Annotated in this window: 11 protein-coding genes; 5 read left to right on the top strand and 6 right to left on the bottom strand. The window is 64.1% G+C overall.

What is annotated here, in order from left to right:
- Window positions 1-150 precede the first annotated feature (150 nt).
- The gene (locus AC5E6W_RS18630) at window positions 151-900 is read left to right on the top strand and encodes a metallophosphoesterase family protein (protein ID WP_491753834.1); all 750 of its coding nucleotides are present in this window, start codon (window positions 151-153) and stop codon (window positions 898-900) included.
- Window positions 901-1048: 148 nt separating this feature from the next.
- Here the strand turns inward: AC5E6W_RS18630 and AC5E6W_RS18625 are convergent, their stop codons facing one another.
- From AC5E6W_RS18625 to AC5E6W_RS18615, 3 genes are all read right to left on the bottom strand, one after another.
- Window positions 1049-3454, bottom strand: coding sequence for a patatin-like phospholipase family protein (locus AC5E6W_RS18625; RefSeq protein WP_491753833.1), 2406 nt, complete (start codon window positions 3452-3454; stop codon window positions 1049-1051).
- 333 nt (window positions 3455-3787) lie between these two features.
- Entirely contained in the window at window positions 3788-4414 is a 627-nt protein-coding gene (msrA, locus tag AC5E6W_RS18620; RefSeq protein ID WP_491753832.1) for a peptide-methionine (S)-S-oxide reductase MsrA, read from the bottom strand.
- Window positions 4415-4802: 388 nt separating this feature from the next.
- Window positions 4803-5141, bottom strand: a complete 339-nt coding sequence (locus AC5E6W_RS18615; protein ID WP_491753831.1) for a histidine triad nucleotide-binding protein — start codon at window positions 5139-5141, stop codon at window positions 4803-4805.
- A gap of 205 nt (window positions 5142-5346) precedes the next feature.
- Here AC5E6W_RS18615 and AC5E6W_RS18610 point away from each other — a divergent pair, with 205 nt between their 5' ends.
- Window positions 5347-6780, top strand: coding sequence for a methyl-accepting chemotaxis protein (locus AC5E6W_RS18610; RefSeq protein WP_491753830.1), 1434 nt, complete (start codon window positions 5347-5349; stop codon window positions 6778-6780).
- Between the two features lie 28 nt (window positions 6781-6808).
- Here AC5E6W_RS18610 and AC5E6W_RS18605 read toward each other — a convergent pair whose 3' ends face one another.
- Window positions 6809-8146: a M48 family metalloprotease gene (locus tag AC5E6W_RS18605; RefSeq protein WP_491753829.1), complete on the bottom strand. Its 1338-nt coding sequence runs from the start codon at window positions 8144-8146 to the stop codon at window positions 6809-6811.
- Between the two features lie 226 nt (window positions 8147-8372).
- Here AC5E6W_RS18605 and AC5E6W_RS18600 point away from each other — a divergent pair, with 226 nt between their 5' ends.
- Together AC5E6W_RS18600 and AC5E6W_RS18595 are read left to right on the top strand one after the other, a co-directional pair.
- Complete coding sequence (locus AC5E6W_RS18600) at window positions 8373-10352, top strand: TldD/PmbA family protein (RefSeq protein ID WP_491753828.1); 1980 nt, start codon at window positions 8373-8375, stop codon at window positions 10350-10352.
- Complete coding sequence (locus AC5E6W_RS18595; protein WP_491753827.1) at window positions 10353-12068, top strand: metallopeptidase TldD-related protein; 1716 nt, start codon at window positions 10353-10355, stop codon at window positions 12066-12068.
- Between the two features lie 194 nt (window positions 12069-12262).
- On the opposite strand, the gene AC5E6W_RS18590 is transcribed toward AC5E6W_RS18595, so the two are convergent.
- Complete coding sequence (locus AC5E6W_RS18590; protein WP_491753826.1) at window positions 12263-13036, bottom strand: septal ring lytic transglycosylase RlpA family protein; 774 nt, start codon at window positions 13034-13036, stop codon at window positions 12263-12265.
- 100 nt (window positions 13037-13136) lie between these two features.
- The gene (locus tag AC5E6W_RS18585) at window positions 13137-13373 is read right to left on the bottom strand and encodes a hypothetical protein (protein ID WP_491753825.1); all 237 of its coding nucleotides are present in this window, start codon (window positions 13371-13373) and stop codon (window positions 13137-13139) included.
- Between the two features lie 277 nt (window positions 13374-13650).
- On the opposite strand from AC5E6W_RS18585, the gene AC5E6W_RS18580 reads away from it, so the two are divergent.
- Complete coding sequence (locus AC5E6W_RS18580) at window positions 13651-14454, top strand: hypothetical protein (RefSeq protein WP_491753824.1); 804 nt, start codon at window positions 13651-13653, stop codon at window positions 14452-14454.
- The last annotated feature ends 121 nt before the right edge of the window (window positions 14455-14575 follow it).

Below are 14575 nucleotides of genomic sequence, written 5' to 3'. Positions count from 1 at the left end.
TTCCTCGTCCTCCGTTTTCCGTTGTCCGTGGCGAGTTGTGGGTTCTGACCTGCGAGTCCCGTGGGTCGTGCATCTGCGCTGAACTGAGAACTGAGAACGGACAACCGAGAACGCCCCCGGCCCGCTCACGATAGACTGATTCTTTGGCCCATGCGCGCTCTCATCGTCTCTGACATCCATGGCAACGTTCACGCACTCGAAGCTGTCCTTCGTGCGGCCGCGGGTGTTGACCAGCTCTGGAATCTGGGCGATGTGGTGGGCTATGGCGGAACGCCGAACGAGGTCGTCGCCCTGTTGCGAGAGCGCGCCACGCTGAACGTGCGCGGCAATCACGATCGCGTCTGCTGCGGGCTCTCGAGCGCTGCCGGGTTCAATCCCGTAGCCGCCGAGGCCGCAATGTGGACGCACCGTACCCTCACCGAAGAAAACCTCACCTGGCTGCGCGAGATGCCGCAGGGCCCGGTGCGCGCCAGCGAGACGGTGCTGCTTGCCCACGGCTCCCCGCTGCATGAGGACCACTACATCCTCTCCATGCGCGATGCCTGGGCGCCGCTGCAGCGCATGGAATCCGACATCACCTTCTTCGGCCACACCCACGTGCAGGGCGGCTTCTCCCAGCAGCAGCAGGAGTGGGAAGAGGATCGCCCGGTCTACCAGTACACCGGCGGTCTGGAGAGCTTCGCGATGGAGGTCCCAGCAGGCACGCGGCACCTCATCAACCCCGGCTCCGTCGGCCAGCCGCGCGATAGCGACCCCCGCGCGTCCTTCGCCATCTACGACGATGTTGCGGCCACGGTCACCTTCTGGCGCGTGCCGTACGACATCGCCGCCGCTCAGGCTGAAATCCGCAAGGCCGGCCTGCCGGAGCGGCTCGCAGCGCGCCTCAGCGGCGGCAAGTAGGAACGGCAGCTTCTAGCTGCTAGCTCCTCGCCTCTAGCCCTCCAGAACGGAATCACCTTGTCTTCCCGCCGCTGAATCATGGATGCGACGTTCCAAGAGGGCAATCACAAGCTAGAAGCTAGAAGCTAGTGGCTAGCAGCTAGCTTTTCTAGAAGAACCTTCCCAGCGTGAACGTGAACTTACGTTCGCCGTGGTCCCCGATCGCCGGGGCGATGGTCACCACGCCCAATGGTGTCTCCGCCACAATGCCGAAGTACACATCCTGCCGGAAGATGTTTGGCTGGTCGGGTGCACGCATCTGGCCCGCCTCATACGTGGCTCCTACGTAGATCGATTGGCCAAGTGGGGCTGGCAGGTTGGCGATGCGGCGCAGGTATCCAGGCGTGACCAGGAAGTAGTCCGTGCCGCGGTACTGATCGATCGCGCTGCCGGAGAGCCGCAGCGGGCCGCCCAGCGTGTATCGGAACGGCTGCGGCACGTTGCGGTTCAGCATCGTGCCTCCCTCGGCATTCACCAGGAACAGGTTTTTCTTGCCGAACATGTGCGACGCCTCGATCTGGTTCAACAACTGCGGGGCGTTCGCGCTGCCGTCCGTGGCGTACAGGTAGCCCATATCCGAGGTGAAGCGTATGCCGCGGCGTGGGATCAGCCCGCGATCCTGGTTGTCGAAGACATAATGCAGCCGCGCCTTCTGCGAGTTGCCGCTGTAGTCCGGCAGCGAGTCCGTGCCGGTCGTCTCCGACCACTGCACGTTGTGGAACTGCCAGCCCACCCGCAGCTCCTGCTGGGCATGATCGGTCCAGCCCACATCGGCGCCCAGACCGGTCCACTGCGACTGCCGCTCCGAGAGACGGTAGTCGTTCTGGTAGATGTAGTACGGCGTGCGGTCGAACTCGATGCGCGGCGCGACGAAGAGGCCGTTGATCCCGACCAGCCGGTAGTACTCCGCGTCCGCATGGGTCAGGAAGCCGAAGTCCACGCGCGCACGGAACTCGCTGCCATAGCCTCCCACATCCTGCCAGAGGAAGCGCGTATCCACGGTCGCGCGCGTCACGCCTGCCGTCTGCGCCGCAAGGTTCAGACCCACCGCCAGGAACGGCGGCCCATTCTTCTTGCGGTTCACGCTCACCAGGATGATCGGCTGCGTGGAGTTGCTGGAGTCGTAGCCCACCGTGTAGTCCGCATCATAGGCGCCATCGGAACGTATCTCGGCCAGCAGCGATTCGATCTGGTCGGTGTTCACCGGCTTGCCCACCACCGGCGCGAACTTGCGCTGCACGGCCTCGGCCACACCGGCGTCGGGAGCGTTGATCTTCACGCGCAGGATATTGCCCGCGGGATCGCGCTGCTTGGAGCGCCGCTTAGCCATGTACTGGCTCCACTCGTCATCGCTCAGCGCGTACTTCAGCAGGTCGGCCCTGTGCGCTTCCGCAGCCTGGTAGCCGCGGTCGGCCAGGTCGTTGATCTTCAGGTAGTCGGCCCCGGTGTATCCGGTCACGTCCGGCGTGATGACCACGTTGGCCAGCTTGCGCTCGCGGTCTTCGTTGGCCTCGATGCCCACCGCAAACGCACGCTGCAGCACGCCGACGATGGAGTCCAGGTCGGTCTTGCCGATGGGCTGCAGTGGCAGGCTGACGGCAAGGACCACGTCGGCCTTCATCGCCCTCACGTCCTCGGTAGGAAGATTCGCGAGGATCGCGCCATCCACGAACTGGTGATCGCCCATCTGGAACGGCCGGAAGACGCCGGGGATCGACGCTGACGCACGCACGGCATCCTGCAGCGAGCCGCGCGAGAAGGTGACCGTCTTCGCCGCGGTCAGGTCGGTCGCCTGGCAGCGGAAGGGAATCGGCAGGTTGTTGAAGTTGAGCTGGTCGTTGTAGTTCAGGAACTCTTTGTCCAGCAGCTCGTTCAGGCCGGTATCCGTCAGCAGCGAGTTGCGAAAGCTCACCCCATGGCGCAGCCCGACAGCCAGCGCATTGGGAGTCTCGCGCGTGTCCTCGCGGCGGCGGAAGTTGCGCTTGGAGTAGGCCGGCTCGATCCGGAAGATCCGCTCCACGGATTCGTCCGTCATCACGGCCCGCATCTCCTTGGGAGACTTGCCGGTGGAGTAGAGTGCCGCGACGATCGACCCCATGCTGGTGCCCGCGATCACGTCCACCGGGATGTGGTGCTCGTCGAACCACTGCAGCACGCCGATCTCGGTCATCGCCTCCGCGCCTCCGCCGCCCAGCGCCAGGCCGATCACTGGTCGCCCGACGGGCAGATCCGTGGGTGCGCTGTTCGGGTCGAGCGGCCCCTGGGAGAGCTTCGTCGTCGACGCCGCTTCCTCCGTGGCCGTCGCCGGCTTGGACGCGGAGTTGGTGTCCTGGCCGGGCTTGCTGCCCGCCGGAGCGCCTTTTTCGCCCATGGAGCCGGTGGCCTGACCGACTCCCGAAGCCTGGCCGGCCTGCTGGGCGGCGCTGGACGAGGTCTGAGCTGTGAGGTTTGGGGACGCTAGAAAGGCAGCAGCAAAAAGGCAAGCGAGAGGGGCCGTACGTCGAAGATCGTTCATGGTCGTCCAGGGGCGCGGCAAGTTCCGGTCAATGAGCGCTTTGCTTGTTAGACGCCATGTGGCTGGGGGTGGATGGTTGGACCACTGCTTTGCATTCCCGAAGCAGCGCTTCGCGTCAGGCTTGCGCCTGCCGGTTGTCCTCCTGAGCCCCCTTTGTCACCCTGAGCGTAGCGAAGGACCTGCTTTTGTACCGCGCAATCCAAGGGCGCTCGCTCCCAAAACGAAACCCCGAATCCGCATTCGGATCCGGGGTACCGACTTGGGCAGAAGCGTCAATCAGCTAAGAGCTAAGAGCTAAGAGCTAAGAGCTAAGAGCTAGGAGCTACTCCCTGCTTACAGCCGGAAGTCCTGGAACAGCTCGGGGAACTGGCGCTCCAGCTCGGCGATCTTTGGGATGTCGCACACCTGGATGTATGGGTTGTGCGGGTTCTTCAGCGCATAGTTCTGGTGGTAATCCTCGCCGGCGTAGAAGACCTCCAGCGGCGCGACCTGGGTCACGATCGGCTTGCCAAAGAGGTGCGCCGCGTCGAGCTGGCGGATGTAATCCAACGCCACCTGCCGCTGCTCCTCGTTGGTGAAGAAGATCGCCGAGCGGTAGCTGGGACCAATGTCCGCGCCCTGCCGGTTCAGCTGCGTGGGATCGTGCACCACGCTGAAGAAGATCCGCAGCAGCGTGCCGTAGCTCACCAGCGCGGGGTCGTAGATCACCTCGATGGCCTCGGCGTGGCCGGTGTCGTGGGTGCACACGGCGCGGTAGTTGGCGGTCTCGGCCGTCCCGCCGGTGTAGCCGACCGTGGTGTGCTGCACGCCCTTGACGCGCTGAAAGACCGACTGCACGCCCCAGAAGCAGCCTCCCGCGAAGACCGCGGTCTCGGTCTGCCCGGCGTCCCAGCCGGACTCAGGGGCGACGATGTCCCGCAGCGGAGCGGGAATGGGTTCCTTACGGGTTGCGATTGCCATAGGTCTATTGGACGCCGGAGGGGGCAGGGAGGATGCGAGAGGCAGCGCTGGGGGTAGCGTCCTACGGACGGCGGCGGCTTCGCCGTTGGCGTGTTTTGCACGGTAGCGAATTCGTTTGCCCTTCTCCTTTGTCATCCCCGCAGGGGCCCTGCGTTTCGACGGCGTCAGCGCGTCCCACCAGCTCTGCACCATTGCCGGTGCAGGCCACCACGAACCGCGCCGCGGCCAACGGCGCAGCCGCGACCGCGCGAATCGCGCTAACTCGACGCGGGCCAGCCTCTTACGCTGAACCAACTGGGTTAACCCCGGCTCGAGTGCTACTTGAAGTGTTACGAACTGGTAAACCGCCGTGCCTCGGGAAGGAATCGCCGGGCCTCGAGAAGGAATCCTAGCCGGGAGGCCAGTGCATCGCACGCCCACCCAGCAGGTGCACATGCAGGTGCCCGACCGTCTGCCCGCCGTCTGGGCCGGTGTTGATCACCAGCCGGTAGCCGTTGTCGAGCTCCTTCAGCTTCGCCACCTCGCCCGCCGCCGCCAGCAGCTCGCCGATCAGGGGAGTGTCCCCGGGCGTCGCGTGCGCGAGCGAGGCGATGTGCCTCTTGGGGATGACAAGAATGTGCGTCGGCGCCTGTGGGTTAATGTCCGGGAACGCGAGTATGTGCTCGTTCTCATACAGCCGCGTCACGGGAATCTCGCCCGCGGCAATCTTGCAGAAGAGACAGTCCATGGACTCAGGATACGGGGTGTAGGACCCAAGACGCGAGATCTCGGAGGCGAAAGGACAGGAGCCGGTCAGCGTCCGCCTGCGGTATCGGCTCCGAAACGGTTTCCGCTCCGGTCCAGATCGGGACACCTCCTGAACGTCGGGTGGTATCTGCCGATATCGCATGCAGGGCGCGGGCAGGTGCCGCTCCGCCGACCCGGGGGTTGCTGTGACGATTGGTAAGAAGTTATTTCTGGGGGTTGGCGCACTCGCGACCCTTACATTTGCGCTTGGCCTCACCGCGTATCTCGGCATGGCCAGCATTGGAGACCATGTCCCGTCCATCGACCGTACTGTGCGCGAGCGAGGATTCACCACCATCGTCAATGTGCAGTCGGGACAGGTGATGTCCAACGCACGTGGCCTCTACATCTATACAGAGGCGAAGGACAAGGCGAATATCGGGAATTACGCCGGGCAGGTCGACGCCAACATCAAAGAGGAGCAGACCGCGATGGACGCTCTTGTACCCATGCTTCTGACTCCGGAGGGCAAAGAGTCGGGCCAGGCGATACAGAAGGAGATCAGCATCTCGCGGGAGGGCGCGACGAAGCTCCGTGCTGCGGCGGTTGCGGGTGATATCGCCTCCGTGGCGGACATTCTCGAGCATGTCATCAAGCCCTCGCGAATCCATACAAAGGATCTTGCGGTCGCCTTGGACAAACGGCAAGGCGAGCGACTCGCGAAAGACGAGGACGGGACCAACGTCGCGATCGCAACCAATAGCTGGATCACGGCCGGGATGTGCGCGCTTGCCATCCTTTTCAGCATTGCCTTGATCTTTGTCGTCCGCCAGATCAACGCGGTCCTGCGCCGCAGTGTGTCCGAGCTGTCGGAAGCTTCACAACAGATTGCCACCGCTGCCAATCACGTAGCGGAAACGAGCCAGTCGATGGCCCAGGGATCCTCCCAACAGGCTGCCACCATTGAGGAAACCTCCGCTGCCAGTGCCGAGATCAGCGCCATGGCGCGCCGCGCTATGGACAGCTCCACGACAACAGCCGAGATCGTGACCAACTCTCAGAAGAGTTTCATAGAGACCGATCAGTCGCTCACCAGCATGGTGGGAGCGATGGAAGAGATCAATATCTCCAGCCATAAGATCTCCAAGATCATCAAGGTCATCGACGAGATCTCTTTCCAGACCAATATCCTCGCGCTCAACGCCGCGGTGGAAGCTGCCCGCGCCGGAGAAGCCGGCCTGGGCTTCGCCGTCGTCGCCGAGGAAGTTCGGAACCTGGCGCAACGCTGCGCTACGGCCGCCAAGGATACCGCCGGCCTCATCGAGGATTCCGTGCATAAATCGAATGAAGGCAAAGTGAGTGTGGATCGCGTCGCGACGGCGATTCGGTCCATTACCGCCGAGACCTCGAAGATCAAGGATCTGGTGGACGAGGTCAATCAGGGAAGTAAGGAACAGGTTCGCGGGATTGACCAGATCACCCACTCGATCACCCAGATGGAGCAGACCACGCAGAGCGCCGCAGCCCACGCCGAAGAGAGCGCCGCTACTGCAGAACAACTCAGCGCCCAGGCCGAGACGATGAGAGTCGTCGTACAGGACCTGAGGATCATGGTGGATGGAGCCGCCCTGGCAGCCTGAACCTGTCCGCTGCCGGCAGTCTCGCGGGTCACGGCTTCCTGAAGTACTTTGGCTCCATCCCCGGAGCCCACGGATCGTAGGCCTTCCCAAATGCTGCCCGGTAGCCGGTGGCAGGGTGGTCGTAGGTCCACCAGATGTAGAACGGCGAGGGATTCGGCTCGGAGTAGCCCAGCGTCCCCAGCAGGTCGAAGGCGTTCTTCGTCGTCGCCTGCGGGTCCGGCACGAGGCCATGGATGACCTCCTGCCCGTAGATGTCGGCCGCGTGCTCATGCGCCCGCGAAAAGGAGTTGGTGCTCGGCTGCGAGACGAAGCTGAGCACCGTGAAGGTCAGCATCAGCACCGCAAAGGCTCCCCAGCTCTGTTGGTCGGCGATGCCCCACTTCGGTCCCCACTTGCGGATCGCGAAGTTCACAAACCAGTAGCCGATCAGAAGGTTCACCAGCAGCAGGGCCTCGACGAACGGAATCGTGGTCTCGATGTGCTTCAGCACATAGTGCCCGCTCTCGTGGCCGAAGATCATCAGGATCTCGTCCGGCGTGGCCTTGGAGATCGTGTTGTCCCACACCACCACGCGCTTGCTGGCTCCGTAGCCTTCCACGTCCGCGTTCAGCGTGGTCACCTTCTCGCTGGCCTTCTGCAGGTACATGCGGTCGGGCGGAATATCCATGTGCCCCTTGGAGCAAACCTCTTCCAGCCTCGCAACCAGCGCGGGGTTGGACTTCTGCAGCGGCTCATAGTGATTGAACAGGTAGTTCACGTAGGGTCCAGCGAAGATCACGGCAAACACGATCGGCCAGGTGCAGACCCAGAACGCGAACCACCACATCCGCGGTAGCTTGCGGATCACCCAGAACAGAAGCATCAGGACGAGCCCGCCGAAGACCCATCCCAGCGCGAACCCCTTGCCCTGATCGGCCAGCCAGCTGCCCCAGCTTTGGACCGAAAGCCCGTAATGAAGCTGCAGACTCTGCGAGTAGACATCGATTGGAAGGCTGAGCAGACTCCCCACCAGCAGCCACAGGAACAGAAACGTGTAGCCCTGCGCCCACCGGTTGCGGAAGCGCAGAGCGGTGCGGTTCATCCAGCCCACCACGCCCAGCCCCAGCAGCAGCAGCAGGCTCACCACGCTCCAGGCTTCGCTGAGGAGCTCGACCCGCGAGAGCTTCCTGTACTTCTCCTGCGAGATCGCCAGCTTGTCCGGCGGCAGGGAATAATCCGGCAGATTGCCCAGCGCAGGAGCGGCGGCGATCTCCTGCCTTGCGTAGGTATCTGCCGCCTTCTCGGCGGCGGTCTCGCCGGCGTGGGCAGGTTGCGCGGCTAGGGCAACAACGCTGAGGCAGAGGGCTAGAACTAGGCGGCGGACCATGGCATCTCCTGGTCGGAACAGAAACGGGGGTTGGATGAGTGTGCCGCAGTGTCCCCAGAATGGCAATAGTTCGGTAATCCGCCCGGCCGCCAGGCGAAGCAGCGAAACGAAATGGCCCGCTCCGGGGTCTATTCCATTGGAGTCCTGCGCGAGCTGCACCCATCCTGGCGCGGCTCTCGTCTCCGAGTACACTGGGAACCAATCTTCCCCTGAAAGCGGGCCTGCCTTGAGTCATCCCCCGATCGCTGAAAACCCGATCGCCGAGAATCGCCGTCTCCGCCGCCTGCGCCAGCGTCAGCGCGCCCGCGCGGCCCGCAAGGGAGCCGGAGCCGCGATGTTCCTGGCCGCCGCCCTTGCTGTGGGACTGCCGAGCGCGGCCAGCGCCCAGAACGCCTCCGTCGCCGCTGTCTCCTCGGCCTCCATCGCCAAGACCCCGCTCACCAGCGTCTCGCCCGAAGCCGCCGCGGCGCTGCCCTCCACGCCCTTCGCCGGCCCCGTCGCGGGCGATCCCATGCTGATGCAGGCCATGGAAGCCGAGCTGCACCGCGCCCAGACCGAGCTTGGCGTCACCGCGCAGCCCACGCCGAAGCTCACTCCCACGGCAGCCGGCAAGCCTCCCGTCGAGCAGCCCAAGCCCTACTTCCTCAGCTATTCCGTCGCGGACTTCGAGCGTGTCAACATCACCTCGGCCTATGGCGCGATCACCGGCTCCAACGATAGCCACGCGCGCGTCGCGGATGTGCAGGTCCGCCTCGGCGCTCCCGCCATGGACAACACCCACGGCGACCACCGCACCAGCGCGCTGACCACCATGCAGCTCCCGCTGACCGACGACCAGTCAGCCATCGAGCGCACGCTGTGGTTCGCCACCAATCGCGGCTACGGCAAGGCGCTCGACGCCTTCGAGAAGGTGAAGACCGAGCAGCAGGTCCGCGCCAAGGAAGAAGACGCTTCGGCTGACTTCTCCAAGCAGCAGCCCGAGGCCGAGTTGCTCCAACCCGCGTCCAAGCTCAGCATCGACCAGGCCGCGTGGGAAGGCCGTCTGCGCGAGATCACTGCTGTCTTCCGCCGCTATCCGAACATCTACTACGACACCGCCATCCTCAGCGCGGCGCATGAGACCGACTACTTCGTCTCCAGCGAAGGCACGCGCGTGGCCGCGCCCAGCACGGTCGCGCGGCTCGTCGTCGTCGCTCGCACCCGCGCTGCCGATGGCATGGACCTCTTCCGCGTCGAGACCTTCGAGGCCGACACCGACGGCCACCTGCCCACGCAGACCGAAGTGCTCGCCAAGACCGAAGCGCTGGCGAAGAACCTCGACGAGCTACGCATCGCTCCTATCACCGAGCCCTACAACGGCCCGGCGATCCTCTCTGGTCGTGCCGCCGCGGTCTTCTTCCACGAGGTCCTTGGCCACCGGCTTGAGGGCCAGCGCCAACGCGGCGACGAAGAAGGCCAGACCTTCACCAAGCTGCTCAACAAGCCCATCCTGCCCACGTTCCTCTCCGTCACAGATGACCCCACCATCAGCGCCTTCGATGGCCATCCGCTCAGCGGCCACTACATCTTCGACGATGAAGGCCAGCCCGCACAGAAGGTCGACCTCATCAAGGATGGCGTGCTGAAGACCTTCCTGATGTCGCGCCTTCCGGTCGCGAGTTTCTCCGAGTCCAACGGCCACGGCCGCGCCGAGACCGGCAAGATGCCGACGGGTCGCCAGGGCAACCTCATCGTCACCTCGACCAAGACCGTCAGCGATGCGGAGCTGCGCGAGATGCTGAAGGCCGAAGCCAAGAAGCAGGGCAAGGCGTACGGGCTGTTCTTCGAGGACATCAGCTCGGGCTTTGCGGTGACCACGCGTCGTTCGCCGCAGGCCTTCCAGGTCATGCCGCTGGTGGTCTATCGCGTGTATGTCGATGGCCGTCCCGATGAGCTGGTGCGCGGTGTCAGCATCGTGGGCACACCGCAAGCCGCGCTCAACCGCATCGTCGCGACGGGCGACCATCAGGACATCTTCAACGGCGAGTGCGGCGCCGAAAGCGGCACGGTGCCTGTCAGCGCCGTCGCTCCTGCGATGCTCGTGAGCGAGATCGAAACCCAGCGCCAGTCGCAGGGAACCTCGCGGCCGCCCATCGTTGGCCCGCCGCCACTGCAGAAGGCGGAGCTTCCAGCGACGACCGACAGCGCGACGAAGGGTGGTCAGTAGATGAATCGTTGGCTTGTCGCTCCCTCCGCACTCCTCGCCGGCATATTCGCCGCATCGGCGCAGGTCCCGAACGCAGGCCCTACCGCGCCGGTCATGGTCGCGTCTTCAAAGCCTGGAGCGGATATCCCAACCAAGCATTTGGCGAAGCCTGACAGCGATCCGCTCCTCGCGGCGATGCAGGATGAGCTGGAGCGCGAGAAGGCCGAGCTCGTGCTTCCCGGCATGCAGCGGCCTTACTTCATTTCGTATCGGTTGGAAGACATCCAGAGCTACGACGCCAACGCCAGCTATGGTGCGCTGACCGGCGAGAACGAGCGCCGGCAGCGCATCGTGCGCGTGGAAGTCCGCATCGGCGATTACGTCACCGACTCCAGCTCGGCGCGCGGCGATGGCACGCTGGAGCTCGCTCCCGGCGACGATGACGCCGCCGCGTTGCGCTTCGCTCTGTGGACTGCGACCGACGATGCCTACAAGGCTGCGCTGCGCGCCTATGCCGCCAAGCAGGCCGCGCTGAAGAACTTCCAGACGCCGCCCACGGCCAACGACTTCACGCCCGCCAAGCCCGTCACGCACATCGAGCCGCTGCACACGCTCTCGCTGGATCGCGCCGAGTGGAAGAAGCGCATCGTCGAGGCCAGTGGGCTCTTTGCGACCTCACCGGAGGTGAGGTCATTCTCGGATCAAGTGCAGTACTCCAACGCCAACGTGCATGCGATCGTCGTGAACCGCTACACGGTGGATACCGACGGTGCAGCGATGCGCACCGGCTACTCGAGCTACTCCGACCAGATCGCGGTCGGGGGTCAGGCTCCCGATGGCATGGAACTGGGCCGCGCCAATGGCTCGACGGCTGCTACCGCGGGCGGCCTCGAGAGCGCGGCCTCACTGCACAAGCGCACGCTCGACAATCTCAAGAGCTTCAACGATCTTCGTCTGGCGCCGGTCGTCGACTCCGAGGACTATCACGGTCCTGTGCTCTTCCTTGGCGATGCCGCGGCGGATGTCTTCAACCACCTCTTCATACCGAATGTTGAGGCCGACCGTCCTGACATGGGCACCACCGCGCGCACGCAGGGAGCGTATCAATCCAGCTGGCACAGCCCTGTGCTGCCCAGCTTTCTCAGCGTGGTCGATGACCCTACGATCAAGAGCTACGAAGGCAAGTCATTGCTGGGCAGCTATGAGGTCGACGATGAAGGTGAGCCGGTCGCTCCTGTCGATGTCGTCGATCGCGGCAAGCTGATGAACTACCTCGTGGGCCGCGAGCCGGTGAAGGACTTTCCCGCGTCCAACGGCCACGGCCGCGCGGCGCTGGGGCAGTCCGCACACTCCAAAGCTGGCGTCATCGTGGTGAAGAGTGCACAGCCACTCACCGCGGAGCAGATGCATGCCAAGCTGCTCGCGCTCGCCAAGGACCAGCAGCGTGATGTGTACGAGGTCGAGACGCTGGTGGGCGATCTGGTGCCGCGGATGCTCTATCGCGTCTCGCCCAGCGGCAAGCGCACGCTGGTGCGCGGAGCGGTCTTCGACGAGCTCGATCAGCGCGCGCTGCGCTCCGAGGTTGTCGCGGCCGGCGGCAAGCCCTACGTCGCTCAGACCATCACCCCGGTGCCCGAGACGACCATCGTTCCCGAGCTGCTCTTCGCGGACATCGCCGTCAAGCGCGCCACGCAGGAGCAGGCCAAGCTGCCGTACTACGATCCGCCGAAGGAGTAGGAAAGAGTTGTTGGTTGTTAGATCTTAGTTGTTAGGTGTCGGGTCGGAGGGGCCGCTGCTCCGTGCAGTTCCAGGTGTGGTTATCCGCGAATCGCAAATCCCCGGGGCCGCCTTTGAGCGCTACGCACGCGCCTCAGAACTTACAACTAAGAACTAAGAACGGCTCTGCAAAAATCTCGAGGTCGCACAGCTCCTTAGTCCGTCCTCACCAGAAATGCCTGCGAGAACTTGTCCGGTGAGCCAATCCAGCGCTCGATGGCGACTGCGCTCGTTTTGTCGCGGCCAGCGGGATCGATGCGCACCCAGTAGCCATCGGGCCCGGCGAACTCACTCACCTGCGCTCCGTGATATCGGCGCTGCAGCGCCTCCTTCAGGTCCAGCGCGTCCCGCTCGGTCTTGAATACGCCTGTCTGCACGCACCAATGGCCTTCGGCGTAGGTGGTGCGATGTGGGAAGGCCTCGATGCGCACGTTCGCGACTCCCATGCGATACAGCCCGATCGCCTTGGCGGCGCCTTCGGAGAGATCGAGCACGCGGCCCGCGATAAACGGCCCGCGATCGGTGATGCGGACCAGCACCTGCTGGCCGGTTGTGAGGTTGGTGATGCGCGCAGTCGAGCCCATGGGCAGCGTGCGGTGCGCCGCGGTCATGGCTCCCTGCGAGCCCATGGTGCCGTCCGCCATCGCGCGGCCGTGATAGTTGGTCACATACCAGCTGGAGAGCCCTTCCTCAATAGAGATGGGAGCCACGGAGATGTCGTCGAAGTATCCCGGCGGGGCGCTGGAGATTTCGGCTTCGATGCTGCTCGCATCTTCTACGGGCTCGGTCTTACGGGGCTCGATCCTATGAGGCGCAGCCGTCGTCCGGGCATTGTGCGACGGGGGTGGCGGCGGAGGCTGATAGGCCGCCTTCTGCTTGTGATGACAGCCGGTCGCCAGCAGGCATAGCAGCAAAGAACTAACGGGCAAGGCCCGAACGAGACTGCACATGAATTCAGGGGAAAAACGTCCACGCACCGGTTCAAGGAACCGGTGCGTGAGGTGATGCCTGGGCCCTGCGGCCGCCATATTACTTCTGGCCCTTGGTAGCGTCCGCACGAGCTTTATCGTCCAGCTGTTGCGCGAGTTGAGTAAGTCTCTCGGCGGCTGCGCGCAGCGCTACCGAACTGGAACTGCGCACGTCCGGGATCACCTCGTCGTCGAAGTAGCGCACGGCACGGCGCACTTCGTCTTCGAATTTCGACGTGGCCTCGTGGAGCTTCTCTTCCCAGGGGCGACGCGGGGGCTGATTCGGCTCAACTGGCATAGGAATGACCTCATGGTGCTGCGGCTCAGAAGATCCCGCAGCCGTGCACGCTCTCATGATCCGTACGCCGAGGGCAGCGCGTCAATGCACCGCAAGTCGCAGTGCCGATCTGGTTACCTATGCAGCGGGAAACCCTGGAAATACTTGCTCGCACGCGGGCAACCCTTCGAAAGTACAACCCCCAACGTGCGCTGTGCGTCCGTCTGAAGAACCCGGGTACGCGTCCGTCGCTTCATCGCTGCGGTCCGTTGGCACGGGTTCGAACGAAAGGCCCCTGATGAACGTGCTGCCCTTGAACCGCAATTTGTACTACTCCTCTGTGTTTGCCGCTTGTGCTCTGCTTCCATGGACCGCCACCCCGGCCCCTGCCCAGACCTCGCCAGCATTGCAGCAGCTGGCGACGGCAACTTCGCCGTTTGCTCCTTCGCTTTCACCTGCCGAATCCAGCTCGCTGCCGGACGCTCCCGAACCCGCAGCTGCCCCGGTAGAAACGCGCAGTTCCGCCCACATCGCTCCGCTCTACGAGAAGGAGATACCCGCTGGTTGGCAGGCCCAAACATTGACTTCACGGGACAAGGTAGTGCTGGGCGTTCGCGACCTCTACACCATAGGTAACTTCGAGGCCATGTTTGCCGCCTCCGGGTTCTCCCATCTCACCAACGGCCAGCCCAACTACGGCACGGATCGCGGAGCGTACGGCGAGCGCCTCGGCGCGGCAGCCCTCCGCGAGACCTCGCAGGGGTTCCTTACCGACTCGGTCTTTGCGCCGCTCCTGCACCAGGACCCGCGCTACTTCGTTCTTGGGCCGCAGTACGGCACCGTGCATCGCGGCTTCTATGCCTTGACCCGCCCCTTCGTCAGGCGCACGGACGATGGCCGGAATACCTTCAACTCCTCGCTCATGCTGGGCTACGGCGCCGCCGCTGTCCTCACCAATGCGTATTACCCTGCCGGCAACCGCAACGCGACCGATACGGCGAGAACCTTTGGCGCCTCCATCGGTGGCGCCGCGCTGGGTTTTCTGGTTAGCGAGTACGCCGACCAGGTTCTGGTCGCGGTTCATCTGCGCCGCCCGGAGTAGTTTTCCGGCCGGCGATAAAGCGATTGCCCTTTACTCGTCTGAAAAGCCATACGGGGAAGGTCGTTGTAGGGTAGGGTGGCGGGAAGGTTCGCCACGAATATCTTTGCAGGGCTGCGGACGC

This window comes from Bryocella sp. (assembly GCF_058498515.1).
The sequence above is the reverse complement of the archived record's forward strand: the minus strand, read 5'-3'. Positions and strand labels throughout refer to the sequence as shown.

What these genes read in the sequence shown, in the direction of transcription:
- AC5E6W_RS18630 (WP_491753834.1), top strand. Translation starts at nt 151, where the DNA reads ATGCGCGCTCTCATCGTCTCTGACATCCATGGCAACGTTCACGCACTC.
- AC5E6W_RS18625 (WP_491753833.1), bottom strand. Translation starts at nt 3,454, where the DNA reads ATGAACGATCTTCGACGTACGGCCCCTCTCGCTTGCCTTTTTGCTGCT.
- msrA (WP_491753832.1), bottom strand. Translation starts at nt 4,414, where the DNA reads ATGGCAATCGCAACCCGTAAGGAACCCATTCCCGCTCCGCTGCGGGAC.
- AC5E6W_RS18615 (WP_491753831.1), bottom strand. Translation starts at nt 5,141, where the DNA reads ATGGACTGTCTCTTCTGCAAGATTGCCGCGGGCGAGATTCCCGTGACG.
- AC5E6W_RS18605 (WP_491753829.1), bottom strand. Translation starts at nt 8,146, where the DNA reads ATGGTCCGCCGCCTAGTTCTAGCCCTCTGCCTCAGCGTTGTTGCCCTA.
- AC5E6W_RS18595 (WP_491753827.1), top strand. Translation starts at nt 10,353, where the DNA reads ATGAATCGTTGGCTTGTCGCTCCCTCCGCACTCCTCGCCGGCATATTC.
- AC5E6W_RS18585 (WP_491753825.1), bottom strand. Translation starts at nt 13,373, where the DNA reads ATGCCAGTTGAGCCGAATCAGCCCCCGCGTCGCCCCTGGGAAGAGAAG.
- AC5E6W_RS18580 (WP_491753824.1), top strand. Translation starts at nt 13,651, where the DNA reads ATGAACGTGCTGCCCTTGAACCGCAATTTGTACTACTCCTCTGTGTTT.